At 73.9% G+C, this 15,629-nt stretch carries 18 protein-coding genes and 1 tRNA gene; 8 read left to right on the top strand and 11 right to left on the bottom strand.

The annotated features are described in order from the left end of the window. Nucleotides 1–95: 95 nt before the first annotated feature. Complete coding sequence (purU, locus tag IW256_RS38980; protein WP_197015716.1) at nt 96–995, bottom strand: formyltetrahydrofolate deformylase; 900 nt, start codon at nt 993–995, stop codon at nt 96–98. Between the two features lie 143 nt (nt 996–1,138). Here purU and IW256_RS38975 point away from each other — a divergent pair, with 143 nt between their 5' ends. From IW256_RS38975 to IW256_RS38960, 4 genes are all read left to right on the top strand, one after another. Further along, the gene (locus IW256_RS38975) at nt 1,139–2,146 is read left to right on the top strand and encodes a CE1 family esterase (protein WP_197015715.1); all 1,008 of its coding nucleotides are present in this window, start codon (nt 1,139–1,141) and stop codon (nt 2,144–2,146) included. A 71-nt stretch (nt 2,147–2,217) separates the two neighbouring features. Further along, on the top strand, nt 2,218–3,402 hold the full coding sequence (locus IW256_RS38970; protein ID WP_197015714.1) for an amino acid deaminase/aldolase: 1,185 nt from the start codon (nt 2,218–2,220) through the stop codon (nt 3,400–3,402). A gap of 62 nt (nt 3,403–3,464) precedes the next feature. Continuing rightward, nucleotides 3,465–4,145 carry an SIMPL domain-containing protein gene (locus IW256_RS38965; protein WP_197015713.1) on the top strand — a complete coding sequence of 227 codons (681 nt, stop codon included), beginning with the start codon at nt 3,465–3,467 and terminating at the stop codon, nt 4,143–4,145. A 49-nt stretch (nt 4,146–4,194) separates the two neighbouring features. Beyond that, complete coding sequence (locus tag IW256_RS38960) at nt 4,195–5,331, top strand: carbohydrate kinase family protein (protein ID WP_197015712.1); 1,137 nt, start codon at nt 4,195–4,197, stop codon at nt 5,329–5,331. 133 nt (nt 5,332–5,464) lie between these two features. Here the strand turns inward: IW256_RS38960 and IW256_RS38955 are convergent, their stop codons facing one another. Beyond that, nucleotides 5,465–5,782, bottom strand: coding sequence for a DUF3618 domain-containing protein (locus IW256_RS38955; protein ID WP_197015711.1), 318 nt, complete (start codon nt 5,780–5,782; stop codon nt 5,465–5,467). A 128-nt stretch (nt 5,783–5,910) separates the two neighbouring features. On the opposite strand from IW256_RS38955, the gene bcp reads away from it, so the two are divergent. Then, entirely contained in the window at nt 5,911–6,378 is a 468-nt protein-coding gene (gene bcp / locus IW256_RS38950; protein ID WP_197015710.1) for a thioredoxin-dependent thiol peroxidase, read from the top strand. A 50-nt stretch (nt 6,379–6,428) separates the two neighbouring features. Here the strand turns inward: bcp and IW256_RS38945 are convergent. After that, a tRNA-Leu gene (locus IW256_RS38945) sits at nt 6,429–6,513 on the bottom strand. Nucleotides 6,514–6,718: 205 nt separating this feature from the next. Here IW256_RS38945 and IW256_RS38940 point away from each other — a divergent pair. Next, nucleotides 6,719–7,795, top strand: a complete 1,077-nt coding sequence (locus IW256_RS38940) for an MEDS domain-containing protein (RefSeq protein ID WP_307829348.1) — start codon at nt 6,719–6,721, stop codon at nt 7,793–7,795. Between the two features lie 20 nt (nt 7,796–7,815). Here IW256_RS38940 and IW256_RS38935 read toward each other — a convergent pair whose 3' ends face one another. Next, a complete protein-coding gene (locus IW256_RS38935) occupies nt 7,816–8,328 on the bottom strand; it encodes a hypothetical protein (protein WP_197015709.1) in 513 nt (170 codons plus the stop codon). Further along, nucleotides 8,318–8,842, bottom strand: a complete 525-nt coding sequence (locus tag IW256_RS38930; protein ID WP_307829347.1) for a SigE family RNA polymerase sigma factor — start codon at nt 8,840–8,842, stop codon at nt 8,318–8,320. The genes IW256_RS38935 and IW256_RS38930 overlap by 11 nt, the downstream gene beginning before the upstream one ends. 122 nt (nt 8,843–8,964) lie before the next feature. On the opposite strand from IW256_RS38930, the gene IW256_RS38925 reads away from it, so the two are divergent. After that, a complete protein-coding gene (locus tag IW256_RS38925) occupies nt 8,965–9,480 on the top strand; it encodes a hypothetical protein (protein WP_197015708.1) in 516 nt (171 codons plus the stop codon). An 89-nt stretch (nt 9,481–9,569) separates the two neighbouring features. On the opposite strand, the gene rdgB is transcribed toward IW256_RS38925, so the two are convergent. Together rdgB and rph are read right to left on the bottom strand one after the other, a co-directional pair. Next, nucleotides 9,570–10,220: an RdgB/HAM1 family non-canonical purine NTP pyrophosphatase gene (gene rdgB / locus IW256_RS38920; protein WP_197015707.1), complete on the bottom strand. Its 651-nt coding sequence runs from the start codon at nt 10,218–10,220 to the stop codon at nt 9,570–9,572. Then, entirely contained in the window at nt 10,217–10,936 is a 720-nt protein-coding gene (gene rph / locus IW256_RS38915; protein ID WP_197015706.1) for a ribonuclease PH, read from the bottom strand. Before rph ends, rdgB begins: the two co-directional genes overlap by 4 nt. A 155-nt stretch (nt 10,937–11,091) precedes the next feature. On the opposite strand from rph, the gene IW256_RS38910 reads away from it, so the two are divergent. After that, nucleotides 11,092–11,787, top strand: coding sequence for an MIP/aquaporin family protein (locus IW256_RS38910; protein WP_197015705.1), 696 nt, complete (start codon nt 11,092–11,094; stop codon nt 11,785–11,787). 45 nt (nt 11,788–11,832) lie between these two features. Here the strand turns inward: IW256_RS38910 and IW256_RS38905 are convergent, their stop codons facing one another. The 4 genes from IW256_RS38905 to IW256_RS38890 form a co-directional block, all read right to left on the bottom strand. Beyond that, nucleotides 11,833–12,582 (bottom strand): MBL fold metallo-hydrolase, encoded by a 750-nt coding sequence (locus tag IW256_RS38905; RefSeq protein WP_197015704.1) that lies wholly within the window; start codon nt 12,580–12,582, stop codon nt 11,833–11,835. 30 nt (nt 12,583–12,612) lie between these two features. Continuing rightward, entirely contained in the window at nt 12,613–13,425 is an 813-nt protein-coding gene (murI, locus tag IW256_RS38900; RefSeq protein ID WP_197015703.1) for a glutamate racemase, read from the bottom strand. A 169-nt stretch (nt 13,426–13,594) separates the two neighbouring features. Further along, complete coding sequence (locus IW256_RS38895; protein ID WP_197015702.1) at nt 13,595–14,395, bottom strand: thioesterase family protein; 801 nt, start codon at nt 14,393–14,395, stop codon at nt 13,595–13,597. A 286-nt stretch (nt 14,396–14,681) separates the two neighbouring features. Next, complete coding sequence (locus IW256_RS38890; RefSeq protein WP_197015701.1) at nt 14,682–15,629, bottom strand: PLP-dependent cysteine synthase family protein; 948 nt, start codon at nt 15,627–15,629, stop codon at nt 14,682–14,684.

Here is a 15,629-nt window from a genome sequence, read left to right as displayed (position 1 = left end):
GAGCCGGGGGCCGGGCGGTCCTCCGCCCGGAGGCCACCGCCCAGAGGCCAACGCCCAGACGCCACCGCCGGCGGAGTCCCGCCGGCGGTTCCGTCTCAGCGGAACACGACCGTCCGGTCACCGTTCAGCAGGACGCGGTGCTCGGCGTGCCAGCGCACCGCGCGGGCCAGCGCCAGGCACTCCATGTCGCGGCCGACCGCCATCAGGTCCTCGGGGCTGTGGGTGTGGTCGACCCGGGCGACCTCCTGCTCGATGATCGGCCCCTCGTCCAGGTCGGCGGTCACGTAGTGCGCGGTGGCGCCGATCAGCTTCACCCCGCGCGCGTGCGCCCGGTGGTACGGGCGGGCGCCCTTGAAGCCCGGCAGGAACGAGTGGTGGATGTTGATCAACCGGCCGGGGAGCTTGGCGCAGAAGTCGTCCGACAGGATCTGCATGTACCGGGCCAGCACCACCACGTCGGCGCGGTAGTGGTCGACCAGTGTGAGGACCTCGGCCTCCTGCGCGGCCCTCCCCTCCGGCGTCACCGGCAGGTGGTGGTAGTCGATCCCGTACGACTGGGTGAGCGGGCGCAGGTCGGGGTGGTTGGAGACGACCGCGACGACGTCGATGTCGAGCAGTCCCGACCGCTGCCGGTAGAGCAGGTCGTTCAGGCAGTGCCCGCCCCTGGACACCAGGATCAGCACTCGCTGCCGCTCGGCGGTGTCGGTCAGGCTCCACTCCAGGCCGAGGTCGGGCGCCAGGGAGGCGAACGCGGCGCGCAGCTCGCCGGGCCGGGTGTCCGGGAGCCCGGCGAACTGCACCCGCATGAAGAACCGGCCGGTGTCGCGGTCCCCGAACTGCTGGCTCTCCAGGATGTTGAGGCCGCGCTCGGCGAGCAGGCCGGAGACCGCCGCGACGATGCCGGGACGGTCCGGGCACGAGAGCGTCAGCACATATTCGGACACGGTGTCACTTTCGCTGCGTGGGAGATGTCCCCGGAGGGATCCGGAGACCATCGAGCTTACGCCGCACGCTCGCGCCGCACGCGGGAGTGTCCCCTGATCACGGGGCTTTTGCGGGGAAGCGTCCCCCGTCGACCGGCACCGCGTTGCTACCAGCGAGTAGTTTCGGCGGGCGCGACCGGGTTAGATTCGCTCGCATGCGGCGACTCCTCCCGGCCCCCTTCCCCGCCCTCCCCGCCCTCCTGGCCCTCTTCCTGAGCGCCGCCGTCGCCCTGGCGGGCTGCAGCGGCACCCCGGGCGGCGACGGCCCCGGGGGCGGCGAGCCTGGCGCGGAGGGAACGCGGAAGCCGCGCGCGACCGAGAAGGCCCCCGCGACGGTACGCGGCATCCCCACCCGTACCGGCACCCACAAGCAGAAACTGGACGTCGGCACGTTCGGGCACCGCGAGTACCTGCTGCACGTCCCTCCCGAGCTGACCCGGACCTCCTGGCGTGACGGCAGGCCCCGCGCACCGCTGCCGCTGGTCCTGGCCCTGCACGGCGGGCTCGCGAACATGGGCAAGATGCGCGCGCTGACCGGGTACGACGCCATCGCCGACGACGAGGGCTTCCTGGTCGCCTATCCCGACGGGTTCATGACCACCTGGAACGCGGGCGACTGCTGCGGGGCCGCCAAGATCGGCAAGATCGACGACGTCGGCTTCCTGACCCGGCTGATCGACACGCTGACCGGGGCCGGGCTGGCCGATCCGGACCGGGTGTACGTGGCCGGCTTCTCCAACGGGGCGGGCATGGCCTACCGGATGGCCTGCGAGAGGCCCGGGAAGGTCGCCGGGATCGGGGTGGTCGAGGGCGCCCTGGTGACCGAGTGCGATCCGGACCGGCCGGTCTCGGCGATGATCGTCCACGGCACCGCCGACCGGAACGTGCCGTTCGGCGGCGGCGGGCGCCGCGACATCAACGACGGCCGCCCGTTCCCGCCGGTCACCGAGGCCGTCGACTTCTGGCGGAAGGTCGCCGGCGTGCCCGCCCCCACCCGGAGGCTGCGCGGGCCCGGCGGCGGCACCGCCTGCTCGGCGACGGGCAAGGGCCGGGACGGGGCCGCGGTGGCGTTCTGCAAGATCGAGGGCGGCACCCACCACTGGCCGGCCGGGACGAGCCGGATGCTCTGGGACTTCTTCGCCGGCCACCCGCGGGGCCGCTGACCTCCGGCGACGCCCCGGCCACAAATCGTGAAAAGTTCTCACATCCGGCCGATTTATGGCACTGTGACGGCATGAACCTCCGGGAACGTTACGACACCGCCACCGCCGGCCTGGAGGCGCCGTTCGCGGTCGTCGACCTGGCCGCGTTCCGTGACAACGCCGCCGATCTGGTCCGCCGCGCCGCCGGCACGCCGATCCGGGTGGCCAGCAAGTCGGTGCGCTGCCGTGCCCTCCTGGAGGACGTGCTGGCGATGGAGGGGTTCGCCGGCGTCATGGCGTTCACCCTCCCCGAGGCCCTGTGGCTCTCCGGCCACGGCACCTGCGACGACATCCTGGTCGCCTACCCGACCGCGGACCGGACCGCCATCGCCGCCCTGGCCGCCGACGAGCGCGCCGCCCGGGCCGTCACCCTCATGGTCGACTCGGCCGCCCATCTCGACATGATCGAGGCGGCGGCGGGCGACCGCCCGGTCCGCGTCTGCCTGGACATCGACGCCGCGTACCGGCCCATGGGCGGGCGGGTCCGGTTCGGCGCGCGCCGATCCCCGCTGCGCACCCCGGCCGAGGCGCGGGCGATGGCCGAGGAGATCCTCAAGCGGCCGGGCCTGCGCCTGGTGGGGCTCATGGCGTACGAGTCGCAGATCGCCGGGGTGGGCGACACCCCGCCGGGACGGCCCGCGAGGGCCCGCGCCATCCGGGCGATGCAGCGCCGCTCCCGGCTGGAGCTGGCCCGGCGCCGGGCCGCGATCGTCCGGGAGGTCCGCGAGCTGGCCGAGCTGGAGTTCGTCAACGGCGGGGGCACCGGGAGCGTCGAGTCCACCGCCCGCGAGCGCGCCGTCACCGAGGTCGCCGCCGGGTCGGGGCTCTACCAGCCGCACCTGTTCGACCACTACTCCAACTTCACCGGCCGACCGGCCGCGCTGTTCGCGCTGCCCGTCGTCCGCCGCCCCGGCCCCGGCGTGGTCACCTGCCTGGGCGGCGGCTACCTGGCCTCCGGACCGGCCGACGCGATGCGCCTCCCCCAGCCGTACCTGCCGACGGGGCTGTCGTACGACTCCGACGAGGGCGCCGGCGAGGTCCAGACCCCGCTGATCGGTCCCGTCGCCGACCGGCTGAGCGTCGGGGACCGGGTGTGGTTCCGGCACACCAAGGCCGGGGAGCTGTGCGAACGCTTCGACGCCCTGCACCTCGTCGACGGTGACCGGCTCGTCCGCACCGTCCCCACCTACCGCGGCGAGGGCGCCACCTTCCTCTAGCGCGGGCGGACGGAGCCGCGTTCTTTGCCCCGTACCGCCCGACAGCGGCTACGTTGGCCGGTATGACGAACGCACCAGTGATCAGCGTCCGCGGTGAGGCCGTCCTGGAGGTCGAACCGGAGCTCGCCCGGCTGTCGGTGCACGTCCAGTCCCAGGAACGCGACCGCCGCGAGGCCCTGGACCGGCTGGCCGAACGCAACCAGCGGTGCCTCGACCTCATCAAGTCCTACGGCGAGGCGGTCGAGCGGCTGGAGACCGGAGGGCTGTCGATCACGCCCCAGCTGAAGTACCGGCGCAAGGAGGGCGACATCCGCGCCTACCAGGGCACGGTGTGGATCCGGTTCACCGTCGTCGACTTCGCGGTGCTCGGGGAGCTGGTGGCCCGGCTGGGCGACCTCGAACGCACCTACGTGCACGGCCCCGACTGGGGGCTGCGCCACGACAGCGAGGTCTACAAGCGGGCGGCGCGGCAGGCGGCGAACGAGGCCGTCCAGCGGGCGCGCAGCTACGCCGAGGCGCTGGGCGCCACCATCACCGGCCTGGTCGAGCTGGCCGACGAAGGGCTCACCCGCGATTCCCGCGGGCGCCCCGCCGAGCCCGTGGCCCTGATGGCGGGCTACGGCGGGGCGGCCTCGGCCTCGGCCGACGAGCCGCCGCCGATCGACCTGGAACCGGCCACGCAGGTCGTCCGGGCGGCCGTGGAGGCCCGCTTCACCGCGACCGCCCCGGCGGAGCTGGGCTGACCCGGGACGGGCAGGCGTGGACCGGGCGACGGGGGGACGGGATGACCCGATGACCGCCGGACGAGGGGGGACGCCGCCGCCGTCCCTGGACGACCCCTGCGCCGAACGGGGCCCGGCCGGCGAGCTGCTGCACCGGCGGCGGCCGCTACGGGGCGGCGAGCCCTGCGACCTGGACGTGTTCCTCACCGGCCAGGTCTTCATGGACATGATCTTCACCGGGCTGCCCGGCCTGCCGCCGCCCGGTACCGAGCTGGTCACCGACGGCCTCGGCTCGGCCCCCGGCGGGATCGCCAACATCGCGGTCGCGATGAGCCGGCTGGGGCTGCGCACCGGCCTGGCCGCGGCGTTCGGCGACGACCTGTTCGGCGCGTACCTGTGGCGCACCCTCTCCGAGCAGGAGAACGTCGACCTGCGCTGGGCGCGGCGGATCACCGGCTGGTCCACGCCCGTCACGGTGTCGATGGCCTACGGCTCCGACCGCGGCATGGTCACCTACGCCCGGCCCCTGCCGTCCGCCGGCGAGCTGGTCACCGCGCCGCCGGACGCCGCGACCTGCTTCGTCCACATCGACCGGCCCGTACCGGACTGGGCGCGCGCGGCGCGGGCGGCCGGGGCGCTAGTCTTCGCCGACCTGGGCTGGGACCCCACCGAGACCTGGTCCACCGACGTGCTCGACCGGCTCGACCACGTCGACGTCTTCCTGCCCAACTCGGTCGAGGCCATGGCCTACACCCGTACCGGAACGCCCGAGGAGGCCCTCGCCGCCCTGTCCGCCCGCGTCCCGGTCGTGGCGGTGAAGCAGGGCTCGCGGGGCGCCATCGCCGTCGACGCGGCCACCGGCGAGCGCGCGGCGGCCCCCGCCCTCCCGGTCACCGCGCTCGACCCGACCGGCGCCGGGGACGTGTTCGCGGCGGGGTTCGTGTACGGCACCCTGGCGGGCTGGTCCCTCGCCCACCGGCTGCGCTTCGCCAACCTGTGCGCGGGCCTCTCGGTACGGCACCACAGCGGCTCGCTGGGCGCGCCCTGCTGGGGCGAGATCGCGGCGTTCGGCGAGACCGGCGAGGTACCGGCGGAGGTGCTGGAGCAGTACGCCTTCATCGTCCCCTACATCCCGGAGACCGAGCTGGCCCGCGGCGCCGGCTCGGTCACCCGCGCCGAGCCCACCCTGCGCCAGGGCGCTCTCTGAGGCCCGTCGCCCCCTCCGCCCGCCCGGTCCACGGCGGGCGAGGGGCGACGCGGCCGAGTCCCACGGCGGCCGGAACGGCGAAGCGCCGGCCGCCGCGTTCCCACGCGGGCGGCCGGCGCCTCGTCCTGACCGTTCAGCGGCGCCTGCGCCGCCGCCGCCAGATCACCAGGGCGGTGACCGCGACGGCCGCGCCCACCCCGGCCAGCACCAGCCGGGGGTCGACGCCCGAGGGCTCGCCGTCCTCGCCCGGCTCACGCTCGGGCGGCGTGAACATCGCGTTGACGGCCTTGACGACCTGGCCCGCCTCGTCCTTCAGGCGTTCGGCGCCGCGGTGCGCCGCGTTCCTGGGGTTGACCCGGTCCGCCAGCTCGTCGATCGTCTGCGCGAGTTCCCTCCGGGTGCGTTCGATCTGCCTCTCCAACGCCTCCGGGTCGCGGGACCTGTCAGCCATGCCTGTTCCTTCTCGTTGAAGCCTCGGCGACGCATGATCCGAACAGTGTCGCAGGTCTCGCCGCGAAACGCCCGCGCCACCCCAGCCGGTAGGTTGGACCCGACCATCCCACAGAAAGGCGGTACCCGGTGTCCGATCGGTTGGAGCCCGGCGACGTCGCCCCCGAATTCGAATTGCTCGACGCCGACGGCGCCCCGGTGACCCTGGCGTCGCTGCGCGGCCGTCGCGTGATCCTCTACTTCTATCCGGCGGCGATGACCCCCGGCTGCACCAAGGAGTCGGTCGACTTCCAGAGCAGCCTGCCCGAACTGGAGGCGGCGGGCGTCACCGTCGTGGGGGTCTCCCCCGACAAGCCGGCCAAGCTCGCCAAGTTCCGGGAGAAGGAGGGGCTGACCTTCCCGCTCCTGTCCGACCCCGACACCGAGACCCTGCGGGCCTACGGCGCGTACGGCGAGAAGAAGCTGTACGGCAAGGTCGTCGTGGGGGTGATCCGCTCGACCTTCATCATCGACGCGGACGGCAAGGTGGAGAAGGCGTACTACAACGTGAAGGCCACCGGCCACGTCGAGCGCCTGCGCCGCGACCTCGCTCTGTGACCCGGACGCCGGCGCCGGGCCCACCGGCGCCGGACCGGGCGGCGACCTTGTGCGGACGGGGGGACTCGAACCCCCACGGTGTCTCCACCAACAGGACCTAAACCTGCCGCGTATGCCTGATTTCGCCACGTCCGCCCGGTGATCGGTGCCCTGTCGCGGATCACCTTGAAGGCAGGGCAAGTTTAGCGTCCTGATCGGCGCGCCCGCCCGCTCACCGGGGCAGAATCTCAGTTGGTGAAAATTGCACTCGGCAGGAGAAGTCGGGCGTCTTAGTCTTGACGAATCCCGCTCATCCGTTCGAGCGAGGACGCCGGAGCCATCTGACACAGGTGGGGTCACCGTGAGCGCATCCTTTTCCCATCGCGTGCCTCCCCACGGCGGAGCGGACGACCGCCCCGCCGGGGCGCCGCCCTTCCCGCACCGGGCCGTCACGCGCTGGGCCTCCGAGTTCCCCGGGTCCCCGTACTCCGGGCTCGGCCGCGACGACCCCGGCGACCAGGGCGCGGGCGCGTCCTGGTTCGCGCGGCGGCCGGTCGGCGCGATGCGCCCCGGCGACCACGCCTGGCTGGCCTACTCCGGCACCGAGGAACGGGACCGGGTGATCGGCACGTTCGTCCGCGACGGCCTCGACAACGGCGAGAAGGTCGTCTACGTGACCGACACCCCGCCGGACCTGCTCCCGGGGATGCGGCGGCACGGCGAGCCGGAGTTGCTCGCCCTCATGGCGTCCCGACGGCTGCGGGTGATCCCGAACCGGGACGCCTGCCTGGACGCCCGCGGCCGGTTCCAGCCCGAGCGGATGCTGGAGACCCTCGCCCGCGAGACCGGTGAGGCGTTCGGCCAGGGATTCCGCGCCGTCCGGCTCACCACCGACCACACCTGGGCGCTGAACGGGCCGGGGCGGTCCGGCCTGGCCCGGACGCTGTGCTGCGAGCGCCTGTTCGCCGACGCGATCTCGCCGAGCACCATGGCGATGGCCGTCTGCCAGGTGGCCCGGCACTCCCGCCCCTCCGGGGAGCTCGCCGCGCTCCGGGACACCCATGAGGTGCTGGTCGAGGTCGACCCCGAGTTCGACGACGGCGTCCTCACGCTCGTCCGCACCTTCGAGCCGCACGGGCTGCGCGTCGAGGGCGAGCTCGACTCCGCCCGGCACGCGGTCTTCGCCGACCGGCTCGACCAGCTCATCGCCCTCCGCCGTCCGGTCCACCTCGACTTCTCCCGGCTGGACTTCATCGATCTGGGCGGCATCAACCTGCTGGCGCGGCACGCGACGGCCCCGCACGGCACCCCCGCCCTGGTGCTGGACGGCCTGCCGCCCGACGTGGAGCACGTCATCGAGCTGGTCGGCTGGCACCGGCTGCCGGGGATCGCCCGCGGGCGTCGCCGGCCGGCGACGCGCCAGGGCGCGCTCCTCTGACGCGGGAGGAGCGCGCCCGTTCACGGCGCCGGACGCCCCTCCGGAGAAGCGCTGGGCGGCGCCCTTGACGGCGTGGGCACCCTGGAGGGCACCTCTCCGGGCGTGGGCCGTGCGGTGGGCCCCGGGGAGGGGGTCGGTGGCCGCGGCACCGGGGGCGGACCGTCCGTGACGAACCCGTCCCTGACGGGCCCCTCCGTGCCAGGCGCCTCCGTGACGGCCCCCTCCGTGACAGGGGCCTCCGTGACGGGCGGCTTCGTGACAGGCCCGCTCGGCGAGGACGGCGGAGGCCCCTGCGGCTCGGGCGGCGCCTGGCGGTTCTCCCCCGGCCACAGGACGACCAGCATCACGACCACGGCGGTCGCGGCGAACAGCGGCACCATCCACCTGAGGAACACCCGCGGGCCCCAACGTCCGCGGGGGGTCGCCGTGTGCCCGGACCGCCTCAGCCGGTGCAGCAGCGCCGGATCCGGCTGGATCCGGTCGGCGCCCTGCCGGTAGTGCTCGCGCAGCAGGGCGTCGAGCTCATCGTTCATGGGCCCGGCCCTCCTCCATGTGCAGGCGCAGGGCGGTCATGGCCCGCGCGGTGTGGCTCTTCACCGTGCCCCGCGAGATGCCGAGGGTTTCGGCGATCTCCTGTTCGGTCAGGTCGCACCAGTACCGCAGCACCACCACCGCCCGCTGCTTGACCGGCAGGGCGCGCAGCACCGCGTCCAGCTCCCCCTCGGGGAACGGGCCGCCGGCGGGCACCCCGGCGGCGAACCGTTCCACGTCGGAGGGCGAGCCCACCGGCAGGTCGCGGCGCCGGGCCCGCCGCCGCTTCTCGTCGACGGCCAGGTTGACCAGCACCTTGCGGGCGTACGCCTCGGGCTCCTGCGCCGCGATCCGGTGCCAGCGCCGGGCGACCCGCTCGTAGGCGACCTGGAGCAGGTCCTCGGCGAGATGGCGGTCGTACACGAGGAAGACGGCGGTCCGCAGCAGCCGGCCCGCGGTGGCGTTGACGAACTCCTCGAACGTGACCTCCGCGCCGCGCACCTCGCGGGCGTTCACCGTGAACAGACCGCACCTACTCCGGCCGGGGAGACGGCGCGCAGGGCGGGACCGAAGGAGCCGCCGACCTGGACGGGGCCGGGGCGGCGGACGGCGGCGGGGGCACGGGGGCCGGCCTGGACGTGGGCGACTCCGTCACCTTCGACGGCCTCGGCACCGGCACGGGTTCACCCGGCGCCGGTCCACCCGGCGCGGGCGCGGGCTCACCGCGTGTCGGCTCGGGCGGTGTCGGCACCGGCGCCGGCTCACCCCGCGTCGGTTCGGGCGGCGTCGGCCTGGACGAGGGCACGGCCGTCGACGGCGCCGGCGACGGCGGGCCCGGCGGCTCCGCGGGAACGGGCCTCGCGGTCGGGGGCATCGGGGCGGGCGCGGGCCTGCGGGAGGGGGGCTCGGACGGGGAAGGGCAGGCGGCGCTCGGCACGGCGCTCGGCGGGGCGCTCGGCGCGATGGTCGGCGGGGCGCTCGGCGCGGTGGTCCGCTCGCTCTGCGCGGCGACCTGCCGTGTCCGTGCCGGCTCGGCGTCCGCGACGGTGAGCCACAGCCCTGCCGCCAGGACCGCGGCGCCACCGAGACCGGCCGCCACGATCATCGTCCGGCGGCGGTGGGGGCCCTTGTCGGTCATATCGCTCCTCGGGTGACGTTTCCAGTCACCCCCTTAACCCCCGCCGCGGGCTCTGCGGTTGTCACGCCCGCGAAAAATCCCCTCAGACCGCCCTCAGACAGCCCCTCAGACCGGGCGAACGGTGCCCAGCGCGCCGGGCAGCAGCTCGGCCAGGGCGCGCAGGGCCCGGCCGCGATGGCTGATCGCGTCCTTCTCCGCCGGGGACAGCTCGGCGGAGGTACGGGTCTCGTCCTCGGGCACGAAGACGGGGTCGTAGCCGAAGCCGCCGGTGCCGCGCGGCGCCCCGATGACGCGGCCGTGCATCCGGCCCTCCACCACGTGCTCGGCGCCGCCCGGGACCACCAGCGCGGCGGCGCACACGAAATGCGCCCCGCGGTGCTCGGGAGCGACGTCGGCGAGCTGGTCCAGGAGGAGGTCGAGGTTGGCCCTGTCCTTGTCGGGGGCCGCCGCGCCGAAACGGCCCGACCAGCGGGCCGACAGTACGCCGGGCATGCCGTTGAGGGCGTCCACGCACAGGCCCGAGTCGTCGGCGACGGCGGGCAGGCCCGTGTGGGCGGCGATCGCGCGCGCCTTGAGCAGCGCGTTGCCCTCGAAGGTCAGCTCCGTCTCCGGAACCTCGGGGGCGTCGGGGAACGCCGCCAGGCCGGTCACCTCGATCCCGTCCACGGCCGCCGGGGACGGGCCGCCGGCGAGGATCCGGTTCAGTTCGACGATCTTGTCCTGGTTGCGGGAGGCGAGAACGATGGTCGTGGTCACCGGGCCAGGACCTCGTTCTGCAGGGCGGTCAGCTCGGCGCAGCCGCCGGCGGCCAGTTCGAGCAGGGCGTCCAGCTCGGCCCGGTCGAACGGGGCGCCCTCGGCGGTGCCCTGCACCTCGACGAACCGGCCGTCGCCGGTGCACACGACGTTCATGTCGGTCTGGGCGGTGACGTCCTCTTCGTAGCAGAGGTCCAGCCGGGGCTGCCCGTCGATGACGCCGACGCTGACGGCGGCCACCGAGGCGATGAGGGGGTCGCCCTTGCACAGGCCGCGCTCGCGCATCCACGCGACCGCGTCGGCCAGCGCCACGTAGGCGCCGGTGATCGCGGCGGTGCGGGTGCCGCCGTCGGCCTGGAGCACGTCGCAGTCGAGCTGCACGGTGTTCTCGCCCAGGGCCTTGAAGTCCAGGCAGGCCCGGACGGAACGGCCGATCAGCCGGGAGATCTCCTGGGTGCGCCCGCCCAGCCGGCCCTTGACCGACTCTCGGTCGTTGCGGGTGTTGGTGGCGCGGGGCAGCATCGCGTACTCGGCGGTGACCCAGCCCTGCCCGCTGTCGCGCCGCCAGCGCGGCACCGAGTCCTGGACGGACGCGGCGCACAGCACCCGCGTCCCCCCGAACTCGATCAGCACCGAGCCCTCCGCGTGGTCGAGCCAGCCGCGCTGGAAGCGGACGGGGCGGAGCTGGTCGGGTGCGCGATCATCAGGACGGGCCATGCGCTCCACCCTAATGCCCCGCCCCGCGCCGCCGTACCGGCTGCGGACCTCCCCGGGACCGGGAGGGAGAGCGGCCGCACACCCGCCGCAATCGGGTTCATTCTCACGTTCGGTGGCAATTAATGACGGTGGGTCATCGGGGGGGATGGGGCGTGATGAACAGATACATCGCCGAGGGGGCCGGAACCGCTCTGCTGGTGTTCCTCGGGGTCGGCGGCGCCGTCTTCGGGCTGGCGCAGCTCGGCGCGGTGGGCGTGGCGCTGGCGTTCGGGCTGGCGCTGCTGGCGCTCGCGTACGCGATCGGGCCGGTGTCGGGGTGCCATGTGAACCCCGCGGTCACCGTCGGCATGCTCCTGGCGCGGCGGATCACACCGGTCGAGGCGGGGGTCTACATCGTCGCGCAGGTCGCCGGCGGGATCGTCGGGATGGGGGTGATCCGGCTGGTCACGGCGGCGGGCGGGGCCACGATGCAGGTGAACGGGGCGAACGGCTACGGGGAGAGGATCAACGCGGCCGGGGCGTTCCTGCTGGAGGCGATCCTGACCTTCATGCTCGTGCTGGTGTACCTGATGGTGACGCGCCGCAACGAGGTCTACGGCTTCGACGGGCTCGCGATCGGGCTGACGCTGGCCCTGGTCACCCTGGTCGGGATCACGCTCACCGGCACGTCGGTCAACCCGGCCCGTTCGATCGGCCCGGCGGTGTTCGGCGGCTGGACGGCGCTGTCGCAGGTGTGGCTGTTCATCATCGCCCCGCTGGTCGGCGGGGCGCTGGCGGCGCTGGTCCCGCCGCTGCTGCGGGAACCCGAGACCCCCACGGCGAACGAACCGCCCAGCGAGGAACTCTGGTGACCCCTGCGACTCCAGTGCCGCTGCCAGACCGGAGCCGGTGCGGGGTCAGAGCTGGAAGGAGAGGCCGACGGAGGCGAGTTCGATGTCGCCGTCGAAGCCGCTGGCCTTGGCCTCCACCAGGGACCGCTGGGCGTCGTTCCACGGCACCAGGTGGGTGAGCACCAGCCGGCCGACCTCGGCGCGGGCGGCGTGCTCGCCCGCCTCCCGCGCGGTGAGGTGCAGGTCGCCGGGCAGGTCGGGCTGGTCGAGGAACGACGCCTCGCACAGGAACAGGTCGGCGCCCCGGGCCAGCTCGACCAGCTCGGTGGACGGGCCGGTGTCGCCCGAGTAGGCCAGCACCCGGCCGCCGTACTCGATCCGGAACGCGAACGCCTCGACCGGATGCGGCATCAGCGCCGTCGTCACCCGGAACGGCCCGATCTCGTACGGGCCGCGGCGCAGCGTGTGGAAGTCGAAGGTGCCCGACATGCCCGGCTCGGGCTCCAGGTCGTAGGCCCGGGCCATCCGCCGGGGGGTGTCGGCGGGGCCGTGCACGGGGATCCTGGGCAGCGGGCCGTCCGGACAGTACGTGCGTGCCACCCAGTACCCGCAGAGGTCGAGGCAGTGGTCGGCGTGCAGGTGCGACAGGCAGATCGCGTCGATCTCGTACAGCGGCTGGAAGCGCTGCAGCGTGCCGAGCGCTCCGTTGCCCAGGTCCAGCAGCAGGGAGAATCCCTCGGCCTGGATCAGATAGCAGGACGCGGGGCTCTCCGGCCCCGGGAAGCTGCCGGAGCAGCCGATCACAGTGACCCGCACGCTCACTCCTCCTCTTGTTCCCCCGAGGAATCAGGTGGTCAGAGCCTTGTTCTCCGCGGTCTCCACCAGACCGATCTCCGGCCCGAGGAAGCGACGGCCGAGCGCGGCGAACACGGCCGGGTCCCCGGTCGCGCGGAAGCGGTGCTCGGGCCGCGGCAGAGCCTCCGCACGGGCCAGCCCCCGGTCGTGCAGCACCCGATAGACGTCCTTGGCGGTTTCATCGGCACTCGAGACCAGTGTGACTCCGTCGCCGACGACATACGAGATCACGCCGGTTAGCAATGGGTAGTGGGTGCAGCCGAGGATGAGGGTGTCGCACCCGGCGTCCACGATCGGGCGGAGGTAGCCGCGGGCGTCCTCCAGCAGTTCCCCGCCCATCGTCACACCTGACTCCACGTACTCCACGAAACGGGGGCACGCGGCGCTGACGAGCTCGATGTGCGGGGCCGCGGTGAACGCGTCCTCGTAGGCGCCGCTCGTCACGGTGGCCCGGGTGGCGATCAGCCCGACCCGGCCGTTGCCAGTGGCCCGGGCGGCCCGGCGGGTGGCCGGGTGGATCACTTCGACCACGGGCACGGAGTAGCGCTCGCGGGCGTCGCGCAGCATCGCCGAGCTGGCGCTGTTACAGGCGATGACCAGCATCTTCACGCCCTCGTCGACCAGCTGGTCCAGCATCTCCAGGGCGAACGCGCGGACCTGCGCGATGGGCCGGGGACCGTACGGCTGGCGCGCCGAGTCGCCGAGGTAGACGATCGGTTCGTTCGGCAGCTGGTCGAGGATCGCGCGGGCCACCGTGAGCCCCCCGAACCCGCTGTCGAAGATTCCGATCGGCGCGTCTGACATGGTCACCAAGGCTAGGCGAGAACGCGTCGCCGGAGCGTGTCATGCGTCGTACATCACACGGTCACACAGCCGAAACCACCGCCAATCCCCCAGGGTGTGGCCGACCCCACACGGGGCCGGACCATGACCGGCCCCGGCCACGTTCACGGGCCGGTCAACCCGGCGGAGGTCAGGACTTGCGGCCGACCCGGGCGAGCTGGCGGCTCTGGGCGACCAGGCGTCCCGCCGAGTCCCACACCTCGACCTCCTCGTCGAACCAGCCGCCGGTGACCAGCCGGCCGCTGCCGTGCACGGCCAGCGGGCCGGGGGCGGGCACCGCCCGCATGTGCCAGGTCATCTCGACCGTGGGGGCCCATCCGCGGGCGCCCATGTTGAGCACGATCGGGGGCAGCGCGTCCACGGCCAGGGCGAGCGCGTAGGCGTCCGGCTCGTGGGGGTCGGCGAGCCCGAACCACGCCCGCATCTCCGGGCGCCCGCCCGGCTGCCCGTCCAGCCAGCCCATCGTCGCCGGGTCGAAGCGCATGTCCACCTGGTCGGCGAAGCCGCGGGTGCGATCGTCGCCGACGCCGCCGAAGGACGTGCAGTGTTCGATGGGCGGCACCGCGGGCACGGGCGGCTCCCCGACCCAGTCGGGCTCGTCCCCGGCGTCCAGGGTGCTGGTCGTGATCAGCGCTTCCACCACGGGGACGCCGTCCTGGACGAGGCCGACCCGCGCGGTGGCCGCGGTGCGGCCGGACTTGCGGGTCTCCACCAGGACCTCGGCGCGTCCCGGCTTGGCCACGCGCAGGAAGGTGGCGGCGGTCGCCACCGGGTGCTCGTGCGGCGAGGCGTCCACGGCGGCCCGTGCCAGCACGGCCATCAGGTAGCCGCCGTTGACCGCCTCGGCGAAGCTGAACCCGGCGTCGAGGTCGGCCTCGTACCGCCCCTCGGCGGTCCGCTCGACCGCCGTCGCGTCCCCGAACCTGCTCATCCGCACTCTCCGGCTCCGGTCGGAGGGGCCGGTCCTGGACGGGACCCGCCTCCCCGAGACCTTCTAGAATCCCGTTCGAGTATGCCGCCCGCCTTGGCGATCATGCAATGCGCCCCCGCTCACACGTGGTGGGCGAGGGGCACGACGAGACCGCGGGCACGCCGGGACCGCGGGCACGCCGGGACCGCGGGCACGCCGGGACCGCGGGCACGCCGGGACCGCGGGCACGCGCGAACGGCGAAACGGCGGGCGGCCCGCGGCGGCGGCGCCCGGCGCGGCTCGGCCGTCAGGCCCAGAGCTGGCCTTCGAGGCGGGCCTCGGCCTCCTCCAGGGTGCCGGAGTAGGCGCCCGTGGACAGGTACTTCCAGCCTCCGTCGGCCACGATGAACGCGATGTCGGCCCGTTCACCGGCCTTGACCGCCTTCCGCGCCATGCCGAGCGCGGCGTGCAGGGCGCCTCCGGTCGAGACGCCGGCGAAGATGCCCTCCTGCTCCAGCAGCTCGCGGATACGGCGCAGCGCGTCCCGCGACCCCACCGAGAACCGGGTGGTCAGCACCGAGTCGTCGTACAGCTCGGGGATGAACCCCTCATCGATGTTGCGCAGCCCGTACACCAGCTCGCCGTAGCGCGGCTCGGCGGCGACGATCTTGACGTCGGGAACCCGCTCGCGCAGGTAGCGGCCGACGCCCATGAGCGTCCCGGTGGTGCCCAGCCCGGCGACGAAGTGGGTCAGGCCCGGCAGGTCCTCCAGGAGCTCCGGCCCGGTCAGCTCGTAGTGCGCCAGCGCGTTGGCCTCGTTGCCGTACTGGTAGAGCATCACCCAGTCGGGGTTCTCCGCGGCCAGCCGCTTGGCCACCCGGACGGCCTCGTTGGACCCGCCGGCCGCCGGGGACGAGATGATCCGCGCGCCCCACATCTCCAGCAGCTGGCGGCGTTCGGCCGACGTGTTCTCCGGCATCACGCACACCATCTGGTAGCCGCGCAGCTTGGCGACCATGGCCAGCGAGATCCCGGTGTTGCCGGAGGTGGGCTCCAGGATCGTGCATCCCGGGGTGAGCAGGCCGTCCTTCTCCGCCTTGTCGATCATGTAGAAGGCGGGCCGGTCCTTCACCGAGCCGGTCGGGTTGCGGTCCTCCAGCTTGGCCCACAGCCGCACCTCGGGGCTCGGCGACAGCCGGGGCAGGCCGACCAGCGGGGTCCGGCCCAGCGAGTCCAGCAGCGAGTCGAAACGCAT

Source organism: Actinomadura viridis, assembly GCF_015751755.1.
GTDB lineage: Bacteria > Actinomycetota > Actinomycetes > Streptosporangiales > Streptosporangiaceae > Spirillospora > Spirillospora viridis.
The sequence above is the reverse complement of the archived record's forward strand: the minus strand, read 5'-3'. Positions and strand labels throughout refer to the sequence as shown.